The sequence below is a fragment of the Microbulbifer sp. CAU 1566 genome, from assembly GCF_023156515.1.
GTDB lineage: Bacteria > Pseudomonadota > Gammaproteobacteria > Pseudomonadales > Cellvibrionaceae > Microbulbifer.
This window is the reverse complement of sequence record NZ_JALNMG010000002.1, coordinates 626,719-651,954: the sequence shown is the minus strand read 5'-3', so window position 1 is coordinate 651,954 and position 25,236 is coordinate 626,719. Positions and strand designations below refer to the sequence as shown.

22 protein-coding genes are annotated in these 25,236 nt (G+C 56.7%); 15 read left to right on the top strand and 7 right to left on the bottom strand.

Features of this window, described 5'->3' with window-relative positions:
• Positions 1-42 precede the first annotated feature (42 nt).
• The 4 genes from M0G74_RS07950 (at position 43) to M0G74_RS07935 (ending at position 6,684) form a co-directional block, all read left to right on the top strand.
• Positions 43-3,066 carry a TonB-dependent receptor gene (locus M0G74_RS07950; protein WP_248215995.1) on the top strand — a complete coding sequence of 1,008 codons (3,024 nt, stop codon included), beginning with the start codon at positions 43-45 and terminating at the stop codon, positions 3,064-3,066.
• 262 nt (positions 3,067-3,328) lie between these two features.
• Complete coding sequence (locus M0G74_RS07945; protein WP_248215994.1) at positions 3,329-4,762, top strand: NlpC/P60 family protein; 1,434 nt, start codon at positions 3,329-3,331, stop codon at positions 4,760-4,762.
• An 11-nt stretch (positions 4,763-4,773) separates the two neighbouring features.
• Positions 4,774-5,868 carry a dipeptide epimerase gene (locus M0G74_RS07940; protein ID WP_160153191.1) on the top strand — a complete coding sequence of 365 codons (1,095 nt, stop codon included), beginning with the start codon at positions 4,774-4,776 and terminating at the stop codon, positions 5,866-5,868.
• Between the two features lie 33 nt (positions 5,869-5,901).
• Entirely contained in the window at positions 5,902-6,684 is a 783-nt protein-coding gene (locus M0G74_RS07935; RefSeq protein WP_248215992.1) for a MurR/RpiR family transcriptional regulator, read from the top strand.
• Positions 6,685-6,743: 59 nt separating this feature from the next.
• Here M0G74_RS07935 and M0G74_RS07930 read toward each other — a convergent pair whose 3' ends face one another.
• Complete coding sequence (locus tag M0G74_RS07930) at positions 6,744-8,267, bottom strand: transglutaminase domain-containing protein (protein ID WP_248215990.1); 1,524 nt, start codon at positions 8,265-8,267, stop codon at positions 6,744-6,746.
• A gap of 210 nt (positions 8,268-8,477) precedes the next feature.
• Here M0G74_RS07930 and M0G74_RS07925 point away from each other — a divergent pair, with 210 nt between their 5' ends.
• The 4 genes from M0G74_RS07925 (at position 8,478) to cueR (ending at position 13,169) form a co-directional block, all read left to right on the top strand.
• Positions 8,478-10,109 (top strand): serine hydrolase, encoded by a 1,632-nt coding sequence (locus tag M0G74_RS07925; RefSeq protein ID WP_248215988.1) that lies wholly within the window; start codon positions 8,478-8,480, stop codon positions 10,107-10,109.
• 3 nt (positions 10,110-10,112) lie between these two features.
• Entirely contained in the window at positions 10,113-11,189 is a 1,077-nt protein-coding gene (locus M0G74_RS07920; RefSeq protein WP_248215987.1) for an LD-carboxypeptidase, read from the top strand.
• A 96-nt stretch (positions 11,190-11,285) separates the two neighbouring features.
• Entirely contained in the window at positions 11,286-12,692 is a 1,407-nt protein-coding gene (locus tag M0G74_RS07915) for a Na+/H+ antiporter NhaC family protein (protein WP_248215986.1), read from the top strand.
• A gap of 87 nt (positions 12,693-12,779) precedes the next feature.
• The gene (cueR, locus tag M0G74_RS07910; RefSeq protein WP_248215985.1) at positions 12,780-13,169 is read left to right on the top strand and encodes a Cu(I)-responsive transcriptional regulator; all 390 of its coding nucleotides are present in this window, start codon (positions 12,780-12,782) and stop codon (positions 13,167-13,169) included.
• A 23-nt stretch (positions 13,170-13,192) separates the two neighbouring features.
• Here cueR and M0G74_RS07905 read toward each other — a convergent pair whose 3' ends face one another.
• Positions 13,193-14,353, bottom strand: coding sequence for a pectinesterase family protein (locus M0G74_RS07905; protein WP_248215984.1), 1,161 nt, complete (start codon positions 14,351-14,353; stop codon positions 13,193-13,195).
• A gap of 174 nt (positions 14,354-14,527) precedes the next feature.
• Between M0G74_RS07905 and prfB the strand changes: the two genes are divergently transcribed.
• Positions 14,528-15,623, top strand: a protein-coding gene (gene prfB / locus M0G74_RS07900; protein WP_160153206.1) for a peptide chain release factor 2 whose coding sequence is annotated in 2 segments (ribosomal slippage) — positions 14,528-14,599 and positions 14,601-15,623 — 1,095 coding nt in all. Because the reading frame shifts where the segments join, the coding sequence is not laid out codon by codon here.
• A 241-nt stretch (positions 15,624-15,864) separates the two neighbouring features.
• Positions 15,865-17,358, top strand: coding sequence for a lysine--tRNA ligase (lysS, locus tag M0G74_RS07895; protein ID WP_248215983.1), 1,494 nt, complete (start codon positions 15,865-15,867; stop codon positions 17,356-17,358).
• 92 nt (positions 17,359-17,450) lie between these two features.
• Here the strand turns inward: lysS and M0G74_RS07890 are convergent, their stop codons facing one another.
• The 4 genes from M0G74_RS07890 to M0G74_RS07875 are packed head-to-tail and all read right to left on the bottom strand — an operon-like array spanning position 17,451 to position 20,463.
• Complete coding sequence (locus M0G74_RS07890; RefSeq protein ID WP_248215981.1) at positions 17,451-18,314, bottom strand: PDZ domain-containing protein; 864 nt, start codon at positions 18,312-18,314, stop codon at positions 17,451-17,453.
• 41 nt (positions 18,315-18,355) lie between these two features.
• Positions 18,356-18,979 (bottom strand): TPM domain-containing protein, encoded by a 624-nt coding sequence (locus tag M0G74_RS07885; RefSeq protein WP_248215980.1) that lies wholly within the window; start codon positions 18,977-18,979, stop codon positions 18,356-18,358.
• 47 nt (positions 18,980-19,026) lie between these two features.
• Positions 19,027-19,782, bottom strand: coding sequence for a TPM domain-containing protein (locus M0G74_RS07880; protein ID WP_248215979.1), 756 nt, complete (start codon positions 19,780-19,782; stop codon positions 19,027-19,029).
• A 51-nt stretch (positions 19,783-19,833) separates the two neighbouring features.
• Positions 19,834-20,463 carry a LemA family protein gene (locus M0G74_RS07875; protein ID WP_248215978.1) on the bottom strand — a complete coding sequence of 210 codons (630 nt, stop codon included), beginning with the start codon at positions 20,461-20,463 and terminating at the stop codon, positions 19,834-19,836.
• 97 nt (positions 20,464-20,560) lie between these two features.
• Between M0G74_RS07875 and M0G74_RS07870 the strand changes: the two genes are divergently transcribed.
• The 5 genes from M0G74_RS07870 to ung all read left to right on the top strand — a co-directional run bounded on the left by M0G74_RS07870 (position 20,561) and on the right by ung (position 23,999).
• Entirely contained in the window at positions 20,561-21,097 is a 537-nt protein-coding gene (locus M0G74_RS07870; RefSeq protein WP_248215977.1) for a YaeQ family protein, read from the top strand.
• Positions 21,098-21,170: 73 nt separating this feature from the next.
• A complete protein-coding gene (locus M0G74_RS07865; RefSeq protein ID WP_248215976.1) occupies positions 21,171-21,653 on the top strand; it encodes a YajQ family cyclic di-GMP-binding protein in 483 nt (160 codons plus the stop codon).
• 24 nt (positions 21,654-21,677) lie between these two features.
• Positions 21,678-22,649: a hypothetical protein gene (locus tag M0G74_RS07860; RefSeq protein ID WP_248215975.1), complete on the top strand. Its 972-nt coding sequence runs from the start codon at positions 21,678-21,680 to the stop codon at positions 22,647-22,649.
• A gap of 5 nt (positions 22,650-22,654) precedes the next feature.
• Positions 22,655-23,254 (top strand): uracil-DNA glycosylase family protein, encoded by a 600-nt coding sequence (locus tag M0G74_RS07855; protein ID WP_248215974.1) that lies wholly within the window; start codon positions 22,655-22,657, stop codon positions 23,252-23,254.
• Between the two features lie 22 nt (positions 23,255-23,276).
• On the top strand, positions 23,277-23,999 hold the full coding sequence (gene ung, locus M0G74_RS07850) for a uracil-DNA glycosylase (protein ID WP_248215973.1): 723 nt from the start codon (positions 23,277-23,279) through the stop codon (positions 23,997-23,999).
• A gap of 52 nt (positions 24,000-24,051) precedes the next feature.
• On the opposite strand, the gene M0G74_RS07845 is transcribed toward ung, so the two are convergent.
• Entirely contained in the window at positions 24,052-25,122 is a 1,071-nt protein-coding gene (locus M0G74_RS07845; RefSeq protein WP_248215972.1) for a folate-binding protein, read from the bottom strand.
• Between the last annotated feature and the right edge of the window lie 114 nt (positions 25,123-25,236).

Sequence of the window (25,236 nt, the reverse complement as noted above, 5' to 3'; positions counted from 1 at the left end):
CCATCCGGAGAAAACTAAAAATAATTGCCTTGGAGGCCTTAAATGTTCGAGAAGACAAAGCTGAGTGAGTTGATTGAAGGAAGCGTCAAGAAGTCTTTGGCAAAATCTTCGGTATTTTTGGCCGGAACCCTGTTTGCCGCGTCGGTAATGGCGCAGCAATCGGGGAGCATTGAAGGTAGGGTTTACCTGGACGAGAAGGTCGCGGCGGCAGGTGTCACCATTACCGCCAGCAGTCCGGTAATGCCGAAAAGCCGCACGATCGAAACGGATTCAGAAGGTGAATTTCGACTGCCGGCATTGATCCCGGGTACCTATACCCTGACGCTGACAACGGAAGACGGCCTAACCCGCACGGTGAATACCCGGGTACTGCTCGATCAGCGCTCCAATATTTCTATCGTAATGGTGCCGGAGTCGGATGCGGGCGCGATGGAAGAGGTGGCCGTAGTTGGTGAGCGCGTTGAGCTGGTCGGCGGTGGTGCATCACTTTCCAATGCGCTGGGGGCGGATGTAATCAATGCATTGCCCGTTGGGCAAGACTATCGGGAATTGCTGAAACTATTGCCCGGTGTGCAGGTAACGGCAGATTCCGTTCGCGGCCCCAATGCCGGCGGTAGTGGTCAGGACAATACCTATGCCTTTGACGGTGTGAATATTACCTTACCCATGTTCGGTACTCTTGCGGCGGAACCTTCCAGCCACGATATCGAGCAGGTGTCGATTGAGCGTGGTGGTGCCAGGGCGGTCGGGTTTAACCGTGCGGGCGGTGTCAGCGTCGATACCAAGTCCAAGTCCGGTACCAATGAACTCAAAGGCAGTCTGGAATACCGCTTTCAGGATCCCAACCTCCGCGCAAAAGATGCCGACGGTATTAAGTCAGATGTGGAAGAGACCTGGCTTACCGCGAGTGTGAGTGGCCCACTGATTGAGGATACCCTGTTCTTTTATGGCTCTTACTACGGGCCAACGGTTACCGGGGAAAACAAAGAAACCGCTTACGGGTCTACCAAGGATTATCACAGTGAGCGCGATGAGTACTTTGGCAAGCTGACCTACGCCGTTACCGAAAATATCCTGTTGAATGCCAGTTACCGGACCTCTGACCGGGTAGGGGAGGGGCTTTCCATTGGTGAGGAAGAGGAAAATAGTGTTTCCAGTGGTGAGAGTGCGAGCCAGGATATCATCACATTTGATGGGTCCTGGATCATCAGCGACAACACGACCTTTACCTTCCAGTACGGAAGCTACGCGCTGGAATCGGGAACTGTTCCAGACAATAACCTGAATGTACTGCCACAATATGAGGCAGCCCTAGATGTTTCTAGCTTGAACCAGCTGGGATATTTCACTGTTCCCAATCTCGATCCCGATAATGCTGATTTTGACAACGTGTTGGCACAGGAGCTGATCGATCAATACGGATACGTCAGTAACGGGCAGCGCTTTGGTGGCGGCGGTGTTGGTGGTTATTTCCAGGAAAGCCAGGAAAACTACTATCGCGACAGCTTCGAGATGGCGTTAGAGCACAACTTCGAGGTGGGTGATACCAGCCACGAGCTGCATATTGGCTATCAGTGGTCCGAGGGCAAGGAAGACTTTGCGCGACGTTCCAACGGCTGGGGATCCATTCTCTATATCGGCGGTGAGGAATCCACGGAAGATGGCGATCCCGTTTACTTCCGCTCGCGCACCGAGCAGATGAGTTTTGTGGATGAAGATGGTAACTCCGTGCCGTCGATCGTGTCCTATACCGTTGCGCATAACTTTGAAATCAACGACTCCATCGAGTGGAATGATTTCACCTTCAATGTCGGCTTCCTGATCAGTGAGGACACCTATTACGGTCAGGGGCTCAAGGAAAACAGTGCGAATTACTCTGGCTTTGAAGTGGCGCCGGGGAACAAGTACGAAATGTACAAGATCGACTGGAAGGATATGATCCAGCCGCGCCTGGGTGTGACCTGGGCCTACAACGGTCAGGACACCGTATTTGCCAACTTCGCCCAGTACAATCCCCAGGCCAGCTCGCTCGCGCGCGCGGCCTCCTGGGACCGAAACTCGGCGCGCACCCTGGAAGTGAACTGGGGTGCCGATGGCAGCTACCTGGGGTACGAGCCTGCCAGTGGTTCGTCCGGTAAGATGTTCCAAGACGGGATGAGTCCCCGCCGCCTGGATGAATTAACCATCGGTACCACCAAGGGTTGGGGTGAGCGTATCAGCACCCGTGCACACCTGCGCTACCGCGAGGGTTCGCACTTCTGGGAAGATGCCTGGAACTGGGCGCGCTCTGATGAGGGTTGCTATGGTGACTTTGACGGCGACGGCATCAATGAGCATTGTGTGCCTGCGGATATCGAAGCCCTCGGTCCCTATATTCCAGACCTGGATCAGTACCGCTATGGTGTGAACGAAGATGGTGTTGGCGGTATCGGTGGTTCCTCCTATGTGATTGCCGAGATGGATGACGCCTACACCCGCTATTGGGAGTTCGCCCTGGAAGGGGAGTGGTACGGTGATCGTACTTACCTGAACGCTTCTTACGTCTACAGCGAGTACACTGGTAACTTTGACCAGGACAACACGTCCCTGACCAACGATGCCAGCCTGTTTATCGGTTCGTCGAGCTATGCGGATGATTACGGGCAGTACACCTGGGACTTGAAAGACGGCACGCTACGCGGAGATAAACCGCACCAGCTGAAAGTATTTGGCTATTACACCCTCGACTGGAAAGCCAATCTTGGGGCCTTCTTTACCTATCAGTCCGGCCAGCCCTGGGAGGCGTGGGATGGCTCCATCTATGGACGCAGTTCCGATACCATGCGGTATGCAGAGCCAGCGGGTAGCCGTCGCAGTGGTTCTCATTGGCAGATGGACCTGAACTACACCCAGAACTTCGATGTGTTCAGTGACTATACCTTGAAGTTCCGCGCTGACATTTTCAACCTGTTCGACCGCCAGACGGGCTACAACATCGAGCCGCGGGTGGACGACGAAGATTTCGGAAAGGCGCGAAGCTTCTTCAATCCCCGTCGCGTGCAGTTGTCTTTTGGTGTTGATTTCTGAGTTCAGACTCAGAATTTAGAGATCCTTGCGTGATCTTCCTCTGTGGAATGACAGCTTGCCCCGGCTAGGCCGGGGCTTTTTTGTCATCGTGGAGCTGGATTGAGTTTAGGTGACGTAAGCCGATCTTCGTTTAGGTTCTTTAGGTACTTTCCAGGTAGAGAAATGGTTTTGAACAATTTATTCTTTTTTGATCGTGCGCCGTGTTGAAATGTTTCATGCAGCGGGTAATTTCCCGAGAAATGCGCTGGTGAGGTAGACCCTGATGAAATTGCACCAACCTTTTGTTCGTCTGATTGGATCCGCAGCGGTTTTGGTTCTGGTTGCTTGTGGTGATTCAGGCAAGCCCAATGTTGCCCCGGACGATATCTCTGCCTCCACGCCGGGAGCCCCGGAGTTTGTCAGTGATGTTCCGCAGGTTACGGAAGCGATGTTGCAGCCAGATTTCTGGGAGCAGCGATTAAGTGACGATCGTGTGCGAATGTCTGCTCAGGAAATTCACGCGTTCAATGCGGTAAATCTTGCCGGCGATCCTTACCTGCACCGGCTGGATGAATTTCCTCAGGTAATGCCCAAAGCCGCTGTTCTTGCGCTGATCGATACCGTCAGTATGCCGGCTTCCTCACCGCGGGTATTTGTCGATGGCTCTGCAGTGGAAGAAGCGGATTACTCGCAGCTGGAAGCGACCGTGCAGCGTGTTGAGATACCCGAAGAGGTGACAGTGCGCTGGGGGCTGGTGGTCGAGCGGGCGAGTATGCGCAGCTATCCTACCCGTACCCGGGTGCTCAAGAATACTGGTGATTCCGATCTGGATCGCTTCCAGGAGACCGGCGTATTTCCCGGGCAGCAACTGGCAATTTTGCATGAAAGCGCCGATGGTGAATGGTGGTTTGCGGTGAATTATCACTACGCGGCCTGGGTGCCCAAAAGTGCTGTTGCTCTCGGTGATAGAGCGGCCATTCATGATTGGGCTCAGCAGTCGCTGCGGCTGACGGTTTCCGGTGCACAGGTACGCACCAACTTTAACCCCGAAGATGCGCGTACCTCGGAAGTGGTGCTGGATATGGGCGTTTCACTGCCGCTGCTGAGCGCGGCGCAAGTGGGGCATAATGTGCACGGACAAAATCCTTTCGCCAGCTATATCGTGTCACTGCCAGTACGGGATGCGAATGGCAAGCTCGCCTTTGAGCCCACACTGATTGGTCGCGGTAAGGACGTTCGTGTTGGACATCTGCCTTATAAGCCTTCGGTGGTCTTGCGCCAGGCCTTCAAATTCCTGGGGGAACGCTATGGTTGGGGGCACGACTACAACGGTCGGGACTGCACCGGGTTTGTCGGTGAGGTTTACAAGTCGTTTGGTATCCTGATGCCGCGCAATTCCGGTCAGCAGGGTAAGAGCGCGTTTGCGCCGACACAGACATTTGCGCCCGATGACCACGAGGCGCGAGTCAAGGCGTTGAGCTCCCTCTCTGTAGGTGATCTTATCTATATCCCGGGGCATGTCATGATGTATATCGGTGAGGTAGATGGCGAGCCGTTTGTTATCCACGATGTGACCGGGCTCAGCTACTACACGCAGGACGAAAGTTACTACCGCGGCACTCTGTCTGGTGTTTCGGTTACACCGTTGATGCCGTTGCAGCTCAATGGTGAAAAGCGCTATATCGATGGTATCTATGCCATCAAATCCATTATCTGACGGGTACAGCCATGAAAATTGTTGACGTAAAGCTGGGCATGTTACAGGTGCCCCTGGTTACTCCGTTCAAGACTGCACTGCGTACCGTAGAGTGTGTGGAGGATGTCGTCGTGATGCTGGAGACAGATACCGGGCATATCGGCTATGGCAATGCGCCGGCAACGGCGGTGATTACCGGGGATACCCACGGCTCGGTGATCGAGGCGGTTCGCAAAATTTATACCCCGCTGTTGTTGGGGCGGGATGTGGCCGAACTCAATTGTCTGACACGCCAGATCGAGAGCGCGATGATCAATAACACCAGCGCCAAGGCAGCCGTGGAAATCGCGCTTTACGACCTGTTCGCCCAGAGTTACAAAACGCCACTGTATAAAATCCTGGGTGGTGGCGAGAGCAGCTTGACCACGGATATCACCATCAGTGTCGATTACATCGACAAAATGGTCGCGGATGCCGAAAGGGCAGTAGAGCGCGGTTTCGAAATCCTGAAGCTGAAGGTCGGCAAGGATATCGGCCTGGATATCGAGCGCATCAAAGCGGTCTATGCCGCGGTCAAGGGCCGCGCATTACTGCGGCTGGACGCCAATCAGGGCTGGAGCCCCAAGCAGGCAGTCGCGGCAATCCGCGGTCTGGAGGAGGCGGGTGTGCTGCTGGAGCTGGTAGAGCAGCCGGTCAAGGCGGGCAATCTTGAGGGAATGCGGTATATCTCCGAGCGAGTGAACACGCCGATTATGGCAGACGAGAGTATTTTCGGCCCCCACGAAGTGCTTGATGTGATCCAGCGCCAGGCGGCGGAAATCATCAATATCAAGCTGATGAAAACCGGCGGTATTTCCAATGCGCTGAAGATCGCTGACCTGGCCGGGCTTTACGATATCGAATGTATGGTTGGCTGTATGTTGGAAACCAGCATCGGCGTATCCGCTGCGGCGCATGTCGCAGCTGCCAAAGCACCGATTGTTTCCAAACTGGACCTGGATGTGCCATCCCTGTGCCAATACGACCCGGTTGTTGGTGGCGCGACCTATAAAGATGCGGATATCATTCTCAATGAAACGCCTGGACTGGGTATTGAACGAATCGAGGGACTGCAGCCGCTGGCATGATGCCGGCGAAAACGCAGAGGGAGACGGCAGCCAGTGACCTGTCTATTGAAAATGCGCGCTATGCGCGACCAGTTGTCGGTGAACGAGCGCAAGCTCGCCGACTTCATTTTGGAAAATACCCAGCTACTCCGGGATTACTCTTCTTCGCAGTTGGCGGATGCTGTGGGTGTCAGCCAGTCCAGTGTGGTGAAGTTTTCACAGAAGCTGGGTTATCGGGGTTACCCCAGCCTTAAACTGGCCGTTTATGAATCCTATGCGGGCGAAGTGCAGGGAAGGGGGGATGAGCCCCAGAGGCCTTTCGCACGAGCCGACAGCCCGTTGAGTGTACTCGGGCAGAAAAAACTCGAAGTGCTGGAAAATACCGTCAGTATTAATGAGGCCGAGCAATTTTCGGCAGCAGTGGATGCCATTCGCACGGCGCGCTGTATCCAGGTGTCGGCCTGTCCAGGCTCAGTTGCAGTGGCGCGCTACCTGACGCACCAGCTATTGGAGTTGGGCTGTTGGGCGGTGTATGACGAGGGCGGCGCCCTGCAGGAACGTATTTCCGGGTCGCTGCAGGAAGACGATCTGTTGTGCATCCTGTGCGATTTTGGTGGTGAAGAGTCTCTGGTCAATATTGCCAATCGCGCGCGGGAGTACGGGGTGAAGGTATTGAGCCTAACCCGCTATAACTACAATGCCGCAAGCATCCACTCTGATATTCGTTTGTATGTTGTGCCATCGGAAGACGATGAGGCGTGGCAGCGCCTGTTGTTCCGCTCTGCGCAGATGCATGTCATCGAGGGCCTGATCAGCGGTCTCTTGACCAAGGGTTGATCGCTCAGGCTTGGTTCTCAAACAGCGCCGGGGCCTGATAGTGTCCCGGCGCAATTTCCTCAGGAGCGGGGACTTTGCGGCGTATCGTTTGACTCCACAAGCTTCCAGCGCATTTTGTAATCCCACTGGTCGAAATAGAGGTTGCCACCGCGCCACTCCACTTCCCCACGCTGGGAGTCCACGGTCTCCGAGCGGAAGTGTTGTTTGCCGGGGCTGAATTCGCGACTGTAATCGCTGTTGAAGATCAAGCGGTAGCTGTCGATGCCTCCCAGATAGAACCAGCGCTCCTGCTCGGTTTTCCCATCCAGCAGACCGTGGGTCACGTCCATTGGCATCCAGCCGTAGGGCGCCAGGTAAAATTCGCCCCAGTCGTGCATGGTGTCGAAGTCTCCCGCAGAAAACTCCCAACCAGATTGCCAGCGTGCGGGGATGTCATTCATGCGCATCAGAGTCATCAGCAGCAGTGTTTGTTGTCCGCAATCCGCATGGCCGGCTTCGGCCGCGTACTGGCTGATATTGCGGATGGTGGAATATTCGCGGGCACCGGCCCAGGGAATTTCATCCACGTAGGCAAAGAGCTTCTGCGCGATGCGGTAGGGGTTGGTTTCATCGCCCACAATACGCTCCGAGAGCTTGCGCATTTGGTGGGTAAACTGGATGTGCGGGGGGCGTTCAGCCAGGTAAGGCTCAACTGCGCTGGTATTTAGTGTGCTTACCTTATTGGCGTCAATGGCGGTGTAACTACTCAGGCTGTCGAAGCGGTAGCGAACGCTGAACTCGGTGGCCTTGCCTTTTTCGGCGGTTTTTTCCAGATAAATGGTGCGTTGCGGGTGAGTGGCTGGTGCTAGTTCGTAGCGGTGTGGCTCACTGTAGGTCAGCAGGATATTTTCCTGGCGTGCCGGTACTTCCTTGGGGAAGGGCAGCCAGGCGCGGATGGTCTCTCCTGCGGGCACTGCGTCGGCATCGACCGTCAGGGTGTAATCAATGGCGATGGCCTGGCGCAGGGGTGAAGCACTTGCGATGACGGCCTGGTGATGCGGGTGCAGCTGGTACAGCGGCGCCTTATCCGTAAACCGACGGTAGTCGTTGCTGCGCGCCGCCGCGGCTTCCGAAATATGCACCAGGTTGTAGGCTGCCTTGCGAAAGTAACGTCGTTCATCATTGATGATTTTGTATTCCAGCAGGCCCGCATTGTCCCACTGTGCAATATCGCTCTCTGTCGCATCGGGGATATAGCGCTGAACGGAGGCCAGCAGGTCTTGTGGCTTGAGGTTGAACTCCATTTCGATGCGGCGCATGCGTTCGACCTCGAAAGCCAGTGCAGACGCCAGGCTTTGCTGTTCAGGGGTGTCTTGCATCGGCACAGGCTCCCTATTGGATACTTTTTTATTCCCAAGCAGCGCGCGAATCCGCGCCTCGGCAGCAAGATATTCGCCGCGATCGACCTGTGCCTGGATATTTTGGAGGGCTTCGGCCTGTTTCGCGGTGGTGTCTGTATTCGATGTCAGGGGCACGGCCGACGAAAGGGGCACGGCGGCTGCGGTATGTGAGGCGACGACCAGGGTCAGGGCGGCAATTGCCATAGGAAGAGCGGATCGTTGAAGGTACGCGCTTTGCATAGAAGCTCCATCTAGATAGATGCGATGACCTTAATCGGGTACCGAAAGGCGATCGGAATATTTTATTATTTACATAAAAAACCGCGGTTGATAAATTATTCTGATGTGCCGACCCCGTCAACCCCGCTAAAGGTCCGGTTGAGAATTTTAATAACGATTGCGGAGTCCCTATTTATGCGTGCAATGATCGCCGCTCTCTGTTCCATGGCTGCTCTGGCCCTGGCCGGTTGTGATTCCCCGGTACCGGGTGCCGAGTCTGCCAATGCCCAGTCTGCGGAAGCCTATATCGAACGTGTGCTGAAAGAGGAACAGGTGCCCGGTGCTGCAGTGGGCATCTGGCACCGCGGGCAGCTGGTTCTGCTGCGTGGCTTCGGTGTTACCAATGTGGAGCGGCCTCGGCCGGTCGACCAGGACACGCTGTTCAAGCTTGCATCCACCTCCAAGGCATTCACCACCGCTGCACTGGGGTTGCTGGTGGAAGAGGGCAAGCTGGAGTGGGATGGGCAGGTGGTCGATTATTTACCGCAGTTCCGGCTGGCAGATCCCTGGGTTACCCGGGAATTTCGCGTGGTGGATTTGCTCACCCATCGCTCTGGGTTGGGGCCCGGCGCGGGAGACCTGATGTTGTGGCCGCAACCCAACCAATATACCCGCGCGGATGTCATTGCCGGGTTGGCGCACCTTCCGGTTACCGGTAGTTTTCGTGCCGATTACGCCTACGACAATCTGCTTTATATCGTTGCTGGCGAGCTGATTGCTGCGGTATCCGGCCAGACTTACGAAGATTTTGTACAGGCTCGGCTGCTCGAACATATGGGGTTGCAGCACTGCTACGCCGGGCCGGTACCGGAGCCTGCGCGCGAAAACCTTGCGGACCCGCATCGACTTGAGGATGCAGGTCTGGTGGTGGATACCCCAAATCTGGCGGGGCCGGATCCTATTGTGCTCGCCGCTGCCGGTGGTATGCACTGCAGCGCCGGCGATATGTTGACCTGGCTGCGCACGCTGATGGGGGGCGGAAAAACACCAGAAGGTGTGTCGCTACTGAGCGAAGAAACCCGGGACCGATTGTGGAAGCCGGAAACCCTGATGCCCTTTTCGCCCCAGCGCGCGGAACGGGACGCAGGGCATTTTTATGCCTATGCCCTGGGTTGGCGTGTTCAGGATATGCATGGCAAACGGGTAATCCATCACACCGGCTCCCTGTCTGGAATGTATGCCTGGGCGGCGGTAGTGCCGGAAGATGACCTGGCGTTGGTGGTGCTGATGAATCGCAGCGCCGGCGCTGCGCGGCAAGCATTGATCTATGGATTATTGAAACCCTACCTTGGCGCCCCCGAGCGGGATTGGCTGGCTTACTTCCAGGCACTTTACGGCACGCCGGAAGAGGCGGTCGAGGCCGAGCAGTTGGAACCGCCAACAGGTTTTGCCGCGGTAGCGCAGGCTGAGCTTGTGGGGCGCTACCGGGACCCCTGGTTTGGCGATATCCAGATTCATGGCGACGAACAGAACTTGCGCTGGCACGCGCTCAAGTCACCACGGCTTGCAGGTACGCTGATGCCTGCGGGGGAGGGCGTCTGGGCCCTGCACTGGGATGATCGCAGTTTGAATGCAGATGCCTGGATGACCGCTGATCGCGATGCGTCCGGCAATATTCTTCTCAGCATGCAGCCCAAATCTCGTGGTACCGACTTCAGTTACGACTTCCAGGACCTGCGATTTATAAAACTGGGTGAAAACAATCTGGTGGCTGGCGACAACTTAGCGGCTGGCGGAACAAAAACCTCTATTACGGATCAGGAGTAAACTATGCACCGGCGCAAGTTAATCAAATCCATGCTGGCGGCTCCGCTGCTGGGTGCCGCGAGTGCTTCGGCGCAGGTCGGTTCCGGCCTTACTCCTTCTGCTGAGGGGTACAGTGCGATTGGCGAGCAAGCACCATTGCTTCCGAGGCGTTTAAAGCGGGGAATGACCGTAGGCCTGATAACCCCCGCGAGCAATGCCTGGGAAGATGAAGATATCCGGTTTGCGATTGACGTGGTGAAGTCTCTCGGTTTCCGCGTAAAAGAAGGAAAGCACCTGTACCAGCGGACCCAGTACCTTGCCGGGCCGGATGATGCGCGCGCGCAGGATCTCAATGCGATGTTCGCCGATCCTGAAGTGGATGCGGTGTTTTGTCTGCGCGGTGGCTACGGGACGCCGCGGATATTGCCGCTACTGGATTACGAAAATATCCGTCGCAACCCCAAGGTTTTACTGGGGTACAGTGATATCACGGCGCTGTTGAATGCCATTTACCACCGCAGTGGCCTTGTAACCTTCCATGGTCCCATTGCCGCGCAGAACTTCACCGATTACACCTACGGGGAATATTCCAAAGTGTTGATGCACGGTGAGTCCCCGGTGCCACTGGGGGCGCCGCCCGCGTTCGAAGGCGCTCCCGGGCGTGTGGAGCGGGAAAACCGGATTACCCGTTTTGCCGGTGGACGTGCGCAGGGGAGGTTGATTGGTGGCAACCTGACATTGATGTCGAGTTTGATCGGCACTCCCTACGAACCGGACTACCGGGAAAAAATCCTGTTTCTTGAAGACGTCGGCGAGGCGCCTTACCGGGTGGATCGTATGCTTACCCAGATGTGGCTGGCCGGAAAGCTCCAGCAAGTGGCAGGCATCGCCTTTGGCAAGTTCACCGAAGCGGACATTAATGAGAATACCTTTTCGATGGAACATGTCCTGCGTGAGCGGTGTGCCGGGTTGGGCGTGCCGGTGGTGCGCGGATTGATGATCGGGCATGTGGAAGATCAGTCCGTTGTCCCGGTGGGTGCCATGGCCGAACTGGATGGCGATGCGGGCACACTGGTTTTGAGGGATCCTGTGGTAGCCTGATGGTTATCCGAGGTTGGATAAGAAAACCGAATAACAAATTAAAAATAACAATAACCAACTGCCGGCAATACCGGCGGGAATCAAGAGTCTCGTAGTATGACAGAACTCTCCTGGCTGACCCTGCTGCCACCTTTTATCGCCATCGGCTTGGCGCTTCTCACCCGGCAGGTGTACCTCGCCCTTTTTGCCGGCATCTGGCTGGGTTTTTTCCTGCTTAACGGCTCGGGATTTTTCCCCTCACTGGCCGAGGCGCTGGATGGTGTACTGGCGGTACTTGCCAATCCTGGCGATGCGCGGGTGGTCATGTTCACGCTGGTGATCGGTGCCTTCATCATTACGCTCGAGCGCTGCGGAGCGGTCAGTGGCTTTGTGCGTTTTCTGGAGCGCAGCCGCTGGGTGACGAACGGAAAGCGTGCCCAGTGGATGGCGTGGTTGGTGGGGATCGTTATCTTTATCGAGTCGAATATCACGGTACTGGTTGCCGGTACCGTGTCGCGGCCGCTGTTTGACCGCTTCCGGGTCGCGCGGGAAAAGCTGGCCTACATCATCGACTCCACATCGGCCCCCGTGTGTATGTTGATTCCACTCAATGCCTGGGGTGCGTTCAATCTTGGGCTGCTGGATGGACTCGGGGTCAACGACCCGCTTGAGGTGTTGCTGGCGACCATTCCACTCAACCTGTATGCGATTTGCGCCGTTGCGCTCACCGCCTTCACTATCGCCCGGGATTACAACCCGGGACCAATGGCGCAGGCTCAGGCGCGCACCGGCGGCGGAGAACTGGATGGGATCGACATCAGCGAAAGCATCAGCGAAAGTACCGGGGAAAAAAGCCATATCAAGCCGCGTGTCATCAATATGCTGCTGCCGATCCTGGTGCTGGTGCTGGCAATGCCCATCAGCCTCTGGATTACCGGTGACGGCAAAATTTTTGAGGGCTCCGGTTCAACCTCGGTGCTCTGGGCATCTCTCGCGGCCTTGGCGACGGTTTCCATTCTGGTATTGCTGCAACGCAGTATGTCGCTGGACGAACTCAGCCACACCTGGATGGAAGGGGCTGGGCGCATGTTGCCGCTGGCCATCATTCTGGTTCTGGCGCTGGCCTTGGGAACTGTCTCCAAGACCTTGGGGACCGGGCAGTATGTGGCTGGTCTGGTGGGTGATTCGATTCCGCTGGGATTATTACCGGTGGTGATTTTTCTGGTTTCCGGGGTGATCGCCTTCTCTGTTGGGTCCAGCTGGGGAACATTCTCCATCATGCTGCCCATTGCGATTCCGGTGGCAAGCGCGCTGGGTGCCGACCCGACCTTGTTTGTTGCGGCGGTGCTGTCCGGTGGCATTTTCGGGGACCATAGCTCGCCGATCTCCGACACGACTATTGTGTCGTCACTGGCAGCGGGGACCGAGCATATCGAGCACGTGCGCACGCAGTTACCCTACGCAATGCGAGCCGGTGTGATCAGTGCCTTTGGGTTTATCGCCTTGGGTTATCTGATGCTTTGACGGAATAGGTTCACGTATAAAGCTTGACCTTCCCCTTGCTGGAACCCTGACTCTCCTCCATGCTGTAACCACCATGGAGGAGATTTTATGAACATCTCTCAAGCGGCCCGTCAGTCCGGACTCAGTGCCAAGGCTCTGCGCTACTACGAATCCATACACCTGCTGATGCCCTCCCGTAGCCCCAATGGTTACCGGGAGTACTCCCGTGCCGATGTGGAAACGCTGCAATTTATCCAGAGGGCGAGAAGCTGTGGCTTCTCCGTGGATGAGGTGCGTGCGTTGCTAGAGCTGCACAATAACCCGGCACGGCACAGTCACGATGCCAAGGTGCTGGTGGAGGAGAAGCTGCAGCAAGTCGAGCGACAGCTTGAAGTTTTGAAAAGCATGCGCAAGACATTGCGCGGACTTGCGGACAGTTGTGCTGGGGATGATTCGCCCGAGTGCGCGATCCTGAATCAGCTCGCCAGCGGCGATTAAACCGCTGGCAGCTATCTAAGCGATTAAAACTCCGGGTTCCATCCGGCCAGTATGCGCTCTGCGGTATAAGCCTTGGCCTCCTCATCGCTCAGGTGGCGCCGCTTGGGATTCGTCACGGCGCCCGGGCCATGGCTCTTGTACTCAAAAAAGCGGGAATCTTCTGGCCTGAACACACTGCTCTTGGTGCCATCGCGACTGGTACCGCGCATAGAGTCCCAGCCTTCCGTCGTAATATGGTCGTCCATGTAACTGTTGATGAACACACTGGCGCCGATGGCGTTGGGGTCGGCATAACGACCGTCCGCGAAAGTGGTGGTCGGGTGCCAGGGGCGGCCCAGGGGCGTGGAGTTGGCGGGTACCCCGGGCGCTTTCAGCAGGCGGCAGTTCAGAAAGACCAGTCCGAAGTCGTTGCTGATATCGGTGCTTGGTGCGGTGAGGTAGCCGACCGTATCCCGCGGGGTTCCGCGGGGGCGGGTCACGATATCGCTGTTTTCAAACAGTGCCTGACCGGCACCAAAAATAAAGTCCACGTTGCCTTCGATCACACTGTCCCGAAAGTAACTGCGTCCGCCCTGCACGAACAGGGTGTCCTGATATCCGAGCAGGCGTACGTTGCGGAAGGCCGAGCGGTCACTGTTGAGCCCGGTTTCCAACGCCACTGCCTGGGTGCCATTGACCTTGTCGGTATGATTCTTTGGCAGGGCATCGGTAGCGAGGAAATCAAAGCTGTTCTCGATGGTCAGGTTTTCCGCGCGGAAGTCCTCGGCCTCAATGGTCAGCGTTGCGGTGGCAAAAGTACCCATTTTTTCACCGGAGTCTGCGGCAGCGCCGGGGGCTGGCATCCCGGCATAGTCTCCCCAACTGATAACCGTCCGGTCTCTCCCCGCGCCGATCAGGCGTACATTGGGCTTATCGACCAGTAGCTTTTCCCGGTACTTGCCCTCGGGCAGGTAGATCACATAGGGCGTCTCACCCGCTGCGGGAGCGGCTGCCAGGGCCGCGGCAATTGTGGGGTAAGCCTGCTCTGCGGAGACGCTTGAAGCGTCTGAATCTGCGCTGACTTCCGCACTGACGATCGCGTCATAGCGGTTTACTGCTGCGCAGGCTGGGAGGGATATTGTTGCCAGTAGTGGCAGGATAAGGGAGCAAGATGCTAAGGAGCGGAAGAGTGCTGGGATCGCCATGGCTGTAAATCCGTATTGCTGATTGGCCTGATCTTTGGTTTTTATTGGTCAGGCCATTCTAGCGCCGGCCCCCGCATTTGCTCAAGCCACCGGGATGCGGTTACCCCTTAATTCCGCCGACTGACTGAGGTAGAATGCGCGGCCGCTTTAACTGACAGAAGCCCACAGCATCTTATGGAAATCAATCCGCTGCTCAATCAACTCAAAGACCTCGCAGAGCGCACTGACGTTCTCAGGGGGTATCTTTGACTACGCTACCAAGAAAGAACGCCTGACCGAGGTCGAGCTGGAGCTGGCTGAACCCAGCGTCTGGGACGACCCCGACCGCGCCCAGGAACTGGGCCGCGAACGCGCCGCCCTGGAAGCCGTAGTAAAAACCATCGAAGACCTCGACAGCGGCGTCAGCGACAGCCGCGAACTGCTGGATATGGCAGTGGAAGAGGACGATGAAGACTCCGTAGCCGAAGTGGCCAGCGAACTCGAAAACCTCCAGCAACAACTGGAAACCCTCGAATTCCGCCGCATGTTCTCCGGCGAAACCGACCCCAACAACGCATACCTGGACATCCAGGCCGGCTCCGGCGGCACCGAAGCCCAGGACTGGGCCGAAATGCTGCTGCGCATGTACCTGCGCTGGGGCGAAGCCCACGGTTTCAAAACCACCCTGGAAGAAGCCTCCGCCGGTGAAGTCGCGGGCATCAAAAGTGCCACCATCCACTTCCAGGGCGAATACGCTTTCGGTTGGCTGCGCACCGAAACCGGTGTACACCGCCTGGTGCGCAAAAGCCCGTTCGACTCCGGCAACCGCCGTCACACCTCGTTCACCTCCGTCTTCGTCTCCCCGGAGATTGACGACAACATCGAGATCGAAGTGGACAAGTCGCAAGTGCGTGAAGACACCTACCGTGCCTCCGGTGCCGGTGGTCAGCACGTCAACAAAACAGACTCCGCGGTGCGCTTGACCCACATTGCGTCCGGCATCGTGGTTGCCTGCCAGAGCGAACGCTCCCAGCACCAGAACCGCGACAAAGCCTGGAAAATGCTGCGCGCCAAGCTCTACGAGCAGGAAATGCAGAAGCGCAATGCCGAAAAACAGGCGATGGAAGAAAGCAAATCCGACATCGGCTGGGGCAGCCAGATCCGCTCCTACGTACTCGATGACCAGCGCATCAAAGACCTGCGCACCAGCGTCCAGACCAGTAACTGCCAGGCAGTGCTCGACGGCGACCTGGACCAGTTTATTGAGGCGAGCTTAAAAGCAGGGTTGTAAACCTAAGTTTCTAAGCACTTTTTGCTTACGAAGTTAAATACTTCGAATCGAAGGTGGAGTGCTGGGGATTCGGTTTCGAAAGCGTCGGCAACAGGGATGTTGCCGACGCAGCGTACAGGGATGTATTCACAGCGGTTTCGAAACCGAATACCCAGTGCTCCACCGCCACGGACTTCAATAAAAAGCTCTACATAGGTAGAAGCGAAGCCCGCAACACACCCCAAAAGACATGTGATAGATCATGAGCAACACACCAACTCCGCAAGACGAAAACAAACTGATCGCCGAACGCCGTGCCAAACTCAGCGCCATGCGCGAAAAGGGTAACGCCTTCCCGAACAGCTTCCGCCGCGAACAGCTCGCCGCCGACCTGCAAAAAGAGTTTGGTGAAAAGACCAAGGAAGAACTGGAAGCCGAAGGCAACAGCGCCTGCGTCGCTGGCCGAATCCTCGCCAAGCGTGGCCCCTTCCTCGTCATCCAGGACGTCTCCGGCCGTATCCAGCTGTACGCCGACAAAGTTGCGCAAAAAGATATCAAAGAGCGCTGGGGCACCTGGGATATAGGCGACATCGTCGGCGTCAAAGGTGCACTGCACAAGTCCGGCAAAGGCGACCTCTACGTAAACTGCGAAGAGTACAGCCTGCTCACCAAAGCCCTGCGTCCGCTGCCGGAAAAATTCCACGGCATCGCCGACCAGGAAATGCGCTACCGTCAACGCTACGTCGACCTGATTGCCACCCCGGAATCCCGCGACGTATTCCGCATCCGTTCCGAAGTGATCAGCTACATTCGCAGCTTCCTGAATAGCAACCACTTCATGGAAGTGGAAACCCCCATGCTGCAGGTGATTCCCGGTGGCGCCACTGCACGCCCGTTCGTGACCCATCACAACGCGCTGGATATCGACATGTACCTGCGCATCGCGCCGGAACTCTACCTCAAGCGTTTGGTCGTTGGCGGCTTCGAGCGCGTCTACGAAATCAACCGCAACTTCCGCAACGAAGGTCTGTCTACCCGCCACAACCCCGAGTTCACCATGCTCGAGTTCTACCAGGCGTACGCGGACTACAACGACCTGATGGACCTGACAGAAAACATGATCCGTGGCATCTGCACCGACGTACTGGGCAGCACCACCGTTCAGTACCAGGACAGCAGCTACGACTTCGCCCAGCCGTTCGATCGTATCAGTGTTTTCGACTCCATCCTGAAGTACAACCCGGAACTGAATGCCTCCGATATCGACAATATCGAAAGCGCGAAGAAGGTTGCGGAAGGCCTGGAAATTCCGCTCAAGGATATCTGGGGCCTGGGCAAAATCCAGATCGAAATCTTCGAGAAAACCGTCGAGCACCGTCTGGACCAGCCGACCTTTATCACCGAGTACCCGACCGAAGTATCACCGCTGGCGCGTCGCAATGACGACAACCCGTTTGTGACCGACCGCTTTGAATTCTTTGTGGGTGGCCGCGAAATTGCCAATGGCTTCTCCGAGCTGAACGATGCCGAAGACCAGGCCGAGCGCTTCCAGGCGCAGGTGGCTGAGAAGGATGCGGGCGATGACGAAGCCATGCACTACGACGCCGACTATATTCGTGCCCTGGAATACGGCCTGCCGCCTACCGCGGGTGAGGGCATCGGTATCGACCGACTGGTAATGCTGTTGACCAACTCGCCGTCGATTCGCGACGTACTGTTGTTCCCGCATATGCGCCCGGAAGTTTCCCCGGAATAAGCATTGCTTGGGGAAAGACCCGAAAATAAAAAGGGCGATGGCTTTGCGGCCATCGCCCTTTTTGTTTGCGACATTTTTCCAATGAAAATGCACTAACCGCGAATGCCCAGTGGGCCAGCGGGTAAATAGATGGTTTCCGATGCGGAACTGCCCCGGCGCTGTATCTCTACCGAGACCGATGAGCCTGGTGCGACCTGGTAAACCTGAGTGCGAAGGTCACCCATATGAAACACCCGCTGATTGTTGTAGCGGATGATTTTATCGCCCGGGCGCAGGCCGGCCTCATAGGCTGGCGCTGCTTCCAGCAGGTCGCCGATTTCCAGTTCCGTACGGCCACCAAAGGCTTTCAGATATTGATCGAATTCCGACCTGCTCAGTTCTTCCTCGAAGACCCGGCGCGGATTGCTGTAGGTGTGAATTTTTTCCTGTAGCTGTTTCGCCTCGGCCGAGCGCTTGTTTTGCAAATGGTGGTATTCGTAGGTGAATTGCATCTGCTCGTACTGGATGCGCTCCTGCTTATCGACAATAAACTGCGCGCGCTCCGGGCCAAAGCCCGCCTCCATCAACTGCCGGATCTGATTCTCGCGCATGCGTTCAAATCGATCCTGATGACTGGTGTCGTGCTCCTGGTGGCTATTGTGAAACTCTGCCTCGCTCTGGGCGCGGGTCATATCCAGCGACGCATTGCGGGTCTCACCGGAGTTTTTGTCAGGATCCAGTCGGGCGCTCAGTTCATTGACCAGTTCCAGTAACTGTCCCTGTATTTTCAGGGTTTGGTCGAGGGTGCGCTCCAGGTGTTGTACGCGAGTGGCTATATCAGATGCGTTGGGCGTGTCGTCGGGAAACAGACCTGAAGAGGAGCTGGTGCTGCTTGGTGAGGCCCAGTAGGCGATAGCGATGCTGACGACAAGGAAGGATGCGGCAGCGACATAGACTGTGCGCTTTTGAAATTGCATGGTTTCACCCATTGCCTGCAGTTTGCCCGTGGTAGCAAAAATTATAGAAGTACCAGGTGATTAGGCAGCTCGTTCTTGATCACCGTGGCAGGTGCGGCTTCCTGCAGTAGTTCGCCACATTTTTCTACGCAGTGAACAAACGCTTCGCTTGTTTTTCCCTTTTTTACTTCGTGGATGAAATTTTCAACTATTTCCTGCCAGGCCTCATTGGTAATGTGCTCCGCGAGACCACGGTCTGCGAGAATTTCAACGTAGTGTTCAGCCTGGGATACAAAAATCAGCAGCCCAAGCCGGTCTTTGGTGCTGTGCAGTTCCTGCTCCAGAAATTGCCGGCGTGCGAGATTGGATGCGCGCCAGTACTTCACCTTTTTGGGAATCAGCCGCATGGTGAGTGGGCGCCAGCGAAACAGCACCGCGAGGACGATGAAGAGTATCCATTGCAGCGTAAATGCCTGCTGGTACTCCAGCCACCAGGGCAGGAATTGCATCAGTGGCGCGAGCAGTAATGCCAGAAATGCCGCCCACAGGGTGGATATATACAGGTAGTGGTCAGACTGACCGGCGAGCACCGTGACTACTTCGGCGTCGGTGCGCGATTCCACTTCCTTGATGGTGTCGGCCAGTGTGCGCCGCTCCTGCGCATTCAGCATGTGGTTTTTTTCCATCGTTCGTTGCCGAGCCCCCGTATTCCTTTTCTGGCTGCCCCGTTTGGTTACCAGCCCCCGGAGGCGCCACCGCCCCCGAAGCCGCCACCGCCACCGCCGAAGCCACCACCAAAGCCTCCGCCACCACCAAAACCGCCACCGAAGCCTCCGCCACCGTAATAGCCGCCGTAGCGGCCGCGGCGGTAGTTGCCGCTGCCCGCGGGTGACCCCAGTACCGAGGAACCGAAGATTTGCAGCATGATAAAAAGCAGGAAGATGCCGACGAGCAGCGCCAGTTGGCGGTTGTCATCAGACTCTGTGGGTTCGGGCACGTATTCGTTTTTGATGGCTGCAATAATGGAATCAACGCCGGCGGTGACGCCACCGTCAAAGTTTCCGGCCTGGAATTGCGGGAGAATCTTGGTGTGAATGATGTTGGCGGAGAGTGCGTCAGTCAGTGCGCCTTCCAATCCATAGCCCACTTCAATACGCACTTTGCGCTCGCTGGGGGCCACGATCAATAGCACCCCGTTGTCTTTGCCTTTCTGGCCGATTTTCCAGTTTCTGCCCAGCTGGTAACCGTATTCTTCTATCGTCAGTCCCTGAAGATCTGGCAGGGTAACCACCACAATCTGGTTGCTGCTTTCCTTTTCCTGGCGCTGCAGGGTTTCCGTCAGTTGGTAGCGGGTGGTCTGGCTGAGCAAATTGGCATTGTCCACCACGCGTCCGGACAGGGTAGGGAAGGTGACATCCGCGGCTGCCTGGCCAGCCCAAAGAAGGACTGGCCACAGAAACAGTGTAAGGGCGACCCTGAGGATCGTCATGAACTGGCCCCGCTGACAGAGTGGCTGGAGTGGGTGACGGCGGATCAATGGTTATTGAAAGTCGACTTCAGGTGCCTTTTCCGCGTCTTCCGATGTGGCCTTGAAGGTATCCCGAAGGGGCATATCACTGTAGAGGACACTGTGCCAGATGCGACCGGGAAAGGTGCGAATCTCGCGGTTGTAGCGCTCCACCGCAGCGATATAATCCCGCCGGGCCACGCTGATGCGGTTTTCAGTGCCCTCCAGCTGGGATTGCAAGGCCAGGAAATTCTGGTTGGCCTTGAGGTCCGGGTAGCGTTCGACGACAACCATCAGGCGGGAGAGGGCACTGCTGAGCTGCGATTGGGCGGCCTCAAACTGTTTCAGCTTGGCGGGGTCATTGATGATCCCGGAATCCACCTGCATGGAGTTGACCTTGGCGCGGGCCTCGGTAACCGCCTCGAGGGTTTCCCGCTCGTGTGAGGCGTAGGCCTTGACGGTTTTGACCAGATTGGGAATCAGGTCTGCACGGCGCTGGTACTGGTTCTGCACCTGGGCCCAGGTGGCTTTGACATTCTCATCAAAGGTGGGAATGTTGTTGATGCCACAGCCGCTGAGGCCAAAGGCCGCCAGTGACAGGAGCAGGGTTTGCCAGAATCGGCGCTGGGTGAAAATTGGTTTGCCTGTGAGTGCAACGTTCATTCCATTCATCCATGTTGGTTCAGAACAAGACAATAATAGTCTCCAATCCGCCGTCTTTCGGGTAAGTCTGCCCGAACCCTTATTTCAGAGAGCAGTAATGGCATTAAAAGCGACGATATTCAAAGCCCGGTTACAGGTGGCCGATATGGACCGGGATTACTACGGGGAGCACCTGCTGACGCTGGCGCGTCACCCCTCAGAAACCGACGAGCGGATGATGATTCGCCTGCTGGCATTCGCGCTCAACGCCAGTGAGCAGCTGGAATTTACCCGCGGGCTGTCGACGGACGATGAGCCTGATCTCTGGGAGCACAGCCTGAGCGGTGAAGTGGAAACCTGGATCGAAGTGGGTGTACCGGCAGAGGATCGGGTGCGCAAGGCCTGCGGTCGTGCAGATCGTGTGCTGATTTACGCCTATGGCCAGCGCACCGCATCGGTGTGGTGGAAGAAGATGGAGGCCGCCACCACACGTTTTGACAACCTGCAGGTATTCTTTCTACCGGCGGAAAGCTGCGTTCAGCTGGCGACCATGGCAGAGCGCAATATGGACTTCAGCGTCACTATTCAGGATGGGCAGCTCTGGTTCTCCAGTGCTGAACAGAGCCTGGAAGTGACGCCCGAGCGCTGGAAGTAGCGCACGAAACAACGAAACCTATTCTGAAAATCTCAACAAACAATCAGTACTGAAAACTTAACGGAGCCAAATAATGCCGTCGTTCGATATCGTATCTGAAGTGGACAAGCACCAGCTGACCAATGCGGTGGATCAGGTGAATCGTACCATCACCAACCGTTTCGACTTCAAGGGCGTGGATGCGGAAGTGGAAATGTCTGGATTTGCCCTGACTCTGCGCGCCGAATCCGACATGCAGGTTACCCAAATGGAAGACATGCTGCGCGCTGCGCTGATCAAATGCAGTATTGACCCCTTGGCGATGGAAGTTGGTGAGCCAGAGCAATCGGGCAAGCAGGTAAAAGTGGATGTGACTCTGAAAAATGGTCTCGACAAAGATCTGTCAAAAAAGATCGTTAAAATCATCAAAGAGGAAAAGCTCAAGGTGCAGGCGGCCATTCAGGGGGACTCTGTGCGGGTTACCGGCAAGAAGCGCGATGATTTACAGCAGGTCATTGCCATGTTGCGGGGAAAGGAGCTGGAGCAGCCGCTGCAGTTCGATAATTTCCGTGATTAAGTCATTTATTCGGGGGAAAATTGCTTGTTCAGATTTGATGTGGCTCGCCACCTGGCTAAGGTCCTGGCCGTATTCTGGGTTCCGGCTTGTTTCGCGGTAACGCCGGTCACTGAGGCCCGGTTGCTCAATGCCTGGTGGATAGATGGCAGTGAGGGGCTGGATATCTCCGGATTGAGCTTTTGTGATGGCGAGCTACTGGCTGTTGCCGATAAATCTTCTGAACAATTTTTTGCGCTCTCCCCTGAAGGCGGCGCCGACACGGTCAAATTGCGGGTAAAAGCCGGGTTTTCACGACCGCCGCTACCGGATGATCAGCCGGTATCGGTAAAGGTTCGGGCACTGCATTACGCCAGTACGCCGCTCAGTATGGATTTTGAAGGCATCACCTGTGATGAACAGGGGATCTACCTGCTCAGTGAGCGCCACAACCGGATTGCCTGGCTGGGCGCATCCGCGTCCACGGCGAAATGGTTGCCGCAGCGCTGGTCGGAAACTGCGCGAAAGCAGGGCTACCTGCAGTTGTTTAACGCAGAGAGCGAAGGCCTGGTCAAGGCCGGCTCCGATTTCTGGGTGGCGCTGGAGCGCAACCCTAGAGGCCTGCTACGGATCAAACCGGACGACAGGGACGGTGGTGATTACTTCCAGGTGCCCGCGGTAGCGGGGCTCGATTTTCGCGGCCGCTCAGAGGATTTGACTGCCCTGGCGTATCACAATGGCGCGCTGTTTACGCTCGAGCGCAATGCGTTTGCGGTGTGTGAACGCGACATTGGCACCCTTGAGGCGCACTGGTGTATCCACTACCGAGAAGTCGAGGAGGGGGCCCAGTATGTCTATCAAGAAACCCGCTTCGGAAAGGGCGAGGGACTGGCGGTGAATGATGAGGGTATTTTTGTGGTGCTGGATAACAACGGTGTGGGGCGCGCCGCTGCGCCGGACGACCGTCGTGGCTTACTGCTGCAACTGGCCTTTCCCGCGCACACGGGCAGCAACAGGTAAGCGTTTTGGCCGCGGTTGAACTGGCGCTGTTGTTGAAAGATGTGCGCGCTTGCCGTTTGTGTGAGCCGCATTTGCCGCTTGGCCCGCACCCGGTATTGAGTGCAGGTCGCTCCGCGAAGCTGTTAATTATCGGCCAGGCACCGGGTACCCGGGTGCATGCAACGGGTATTCCCTGGAACGACCCTTCGGGCGACCGCCTGCGAGCATGGCTGCAGCTGGATCGGGAGCAGTTCTACGACGAATCCCTGATCGCAATTATGCCCATGGGGTTTTGCTACCCCGGGCGGGGCAAGGGTGGCGATTTACCGCCGCGACCGGAGTGCGCCCCGACCTGGCATCAGAAGCTGTTGGATCAGCTGCCCGATATTCAGTTGACCCTGCTGATCGGTCAGTACGCCCAGCGCTACTATCTTCCGCAGGCGCATTTTCCAAAACGCGACAGCATCACCGAAAATGTGCGCCGTTACGCCGATGCACTGCCACATGGCTTCTTCCCGCTACCACACCCAAGCCCCAGAAATACCCTGTGGCTGAATCGCCGTCCCTGGTTTGAAGAGGAAGTGGTGCCGGCTTTGCGCAGGCAGCTGAAGCGCATTATTTCCTGAGAAAATTTTTATTGAAAATCTTATGCCGACGTCTACTCCCATAAAAATTGATCCCTCCTGGCACCAGGTGCTGGAAGCCGAGTTCCGTAAACCCTATATGGAAGAGCTGCGTGTTTTCCTGCAACAGGAAAGGCAGGCGGGGAAAAATATTTTTCCCCCGGGAGGGCAAGTTTTTAATGCGTTCAACTCCACGCCCTTCGATCAAGTCAAGGTTGTCATTCTGGGGCAGGATCCATATCACGGCGCGGGTCAGGCCCACGGTCTCTGTTTTTCCGTGATGCCCGGGGTGCGGATTCCGCCTTCGCTGCAGAATATCTACAAGGAATTGCAATCAGATCTGGGGATTACCCCTCCGGGGCACGGTTGTTTGCAGCCGTGGGCAGAGCAGGGGGTGTTGCTGTTGAATGCGACCCTCACGGTGGAAGAAAGCAAGGCGGGATCTCACCAGAAGCGCGGATGGGAACGGTTTACCGATGCCGCGATACACGCGCTGGCGGAACAGCGCGAAGGGCTGGTCTTCGTGCTGTGGGGCAGTTATGCGCAGAAGAAGGGTGGTTTTATCGATAGCCGCAAGCACCTGGTGCTGAGCGGACCACACCCATCGCCCCTGTCTGCGCACCGCGGGTTTTTCGGTACCCGGCCATTTTCCCAGGCGAATGCCTATTTGCAGGGCAGCGGACAGGAGCCCATTGACTGGCGTTTGCCTGCGTTGGACGCGCTGCGCCGGGTGGCGGTGGAAATATGACCGCCATACCGGCTTAGCCGCTGTTCAATCAATCAATCGATCAATCACCGCGTCAATCGCTCGCCAGAGGATCGGCATCCGCGTCATAGGGCAGCTCCAACAGCTCCAGAACGCGTCCATCGGAAAGCTGTAGGCTTTCACCATCGGCTACCTTGCTTTTGGTCAGCACGGCCAGCAGTTCTATTTCGTCTCCGGTGGTGCAGGCCTCTACCAGATTGCCCACGCTGGAGCCGCCGGCGGGAGTGAATATTTCTTCACCCGCTTGCGGTATGTCGCCCTTATCGATTTTTGCCCGGTACATGCGGCGCTTGGCAGCACCCAGGTATTGCATGCGGGCCACCACTTCCTGACCGGTGTAACAGCCCTTTTTGAAGTTGACGCCGCCCAGCAGGTGCAGGTTCAGCATCTGCGGGATAAACATTTCGCTACTGCTCTGATGTACTTGCGGTATACCCGCTTCGATCAGCTGCTGTTGCCAGTGGCTGTAGTCTCCGGGCCGGGCGTTGTTGCCCTCCAGTTTTTGCCACAGATCTGCGGCCTGTACATTGGGTACCTGGATTGCCACGCAGCGCTCGTTGAGCATGGCCGCCAGGGCAGGGTGCCCGTTGTGGTCGAAGCTGCGCAGTTGACCCGGAATCAGGTCGGTGTCGCTGCTGTTCGACAGGCACAGCAGGTGTGAGGCGGCAGTGCCGATATCGCGGCCATTGAGGCCGAACCAGCGCTGTGTCTCGCTCACATCGGTGAGTTCTGTTTTGAAGAATACGGCGTATTTTTTCAGAGCGGCCAGGGCTGAGGCGACCAGGTCGCGGGGCATCAGCATTACGAACTGACTCTGGTCAATTTTCAGTGCGTGGAAAGCACTGATCATACGCCCCTTGGGGTTGCAGTGGCTGCCGAGGGTGAGGTGTTCATCGGGTAGCTTAACCAGGTCGCAGGTAAGCTGGCCCTGGAGGAACTTCTGGCTGTCAGGCCCGGTAACGGCGATGGCGCCGAGGGGACTCAGGTCGATGAGCTGTATATCGGTGCCGGAAGTGCTGTCGCTGTCTTGACTAAAGTGGGCTGCACCGTCGACCCAGTGGGCCCCACGACTGCTGAGAAAATCCTGCCACTGCTGTTGATCCATGCTCTGCTCGCTACCTGGGTCCGATGGGTGTTTTTAAGAGGGTATTGTAAGTTCTGTTATCTGGGGTTTTGCGGCGGGATTTCAACTACCGCTATACTGCGCGCAATTCGCAAC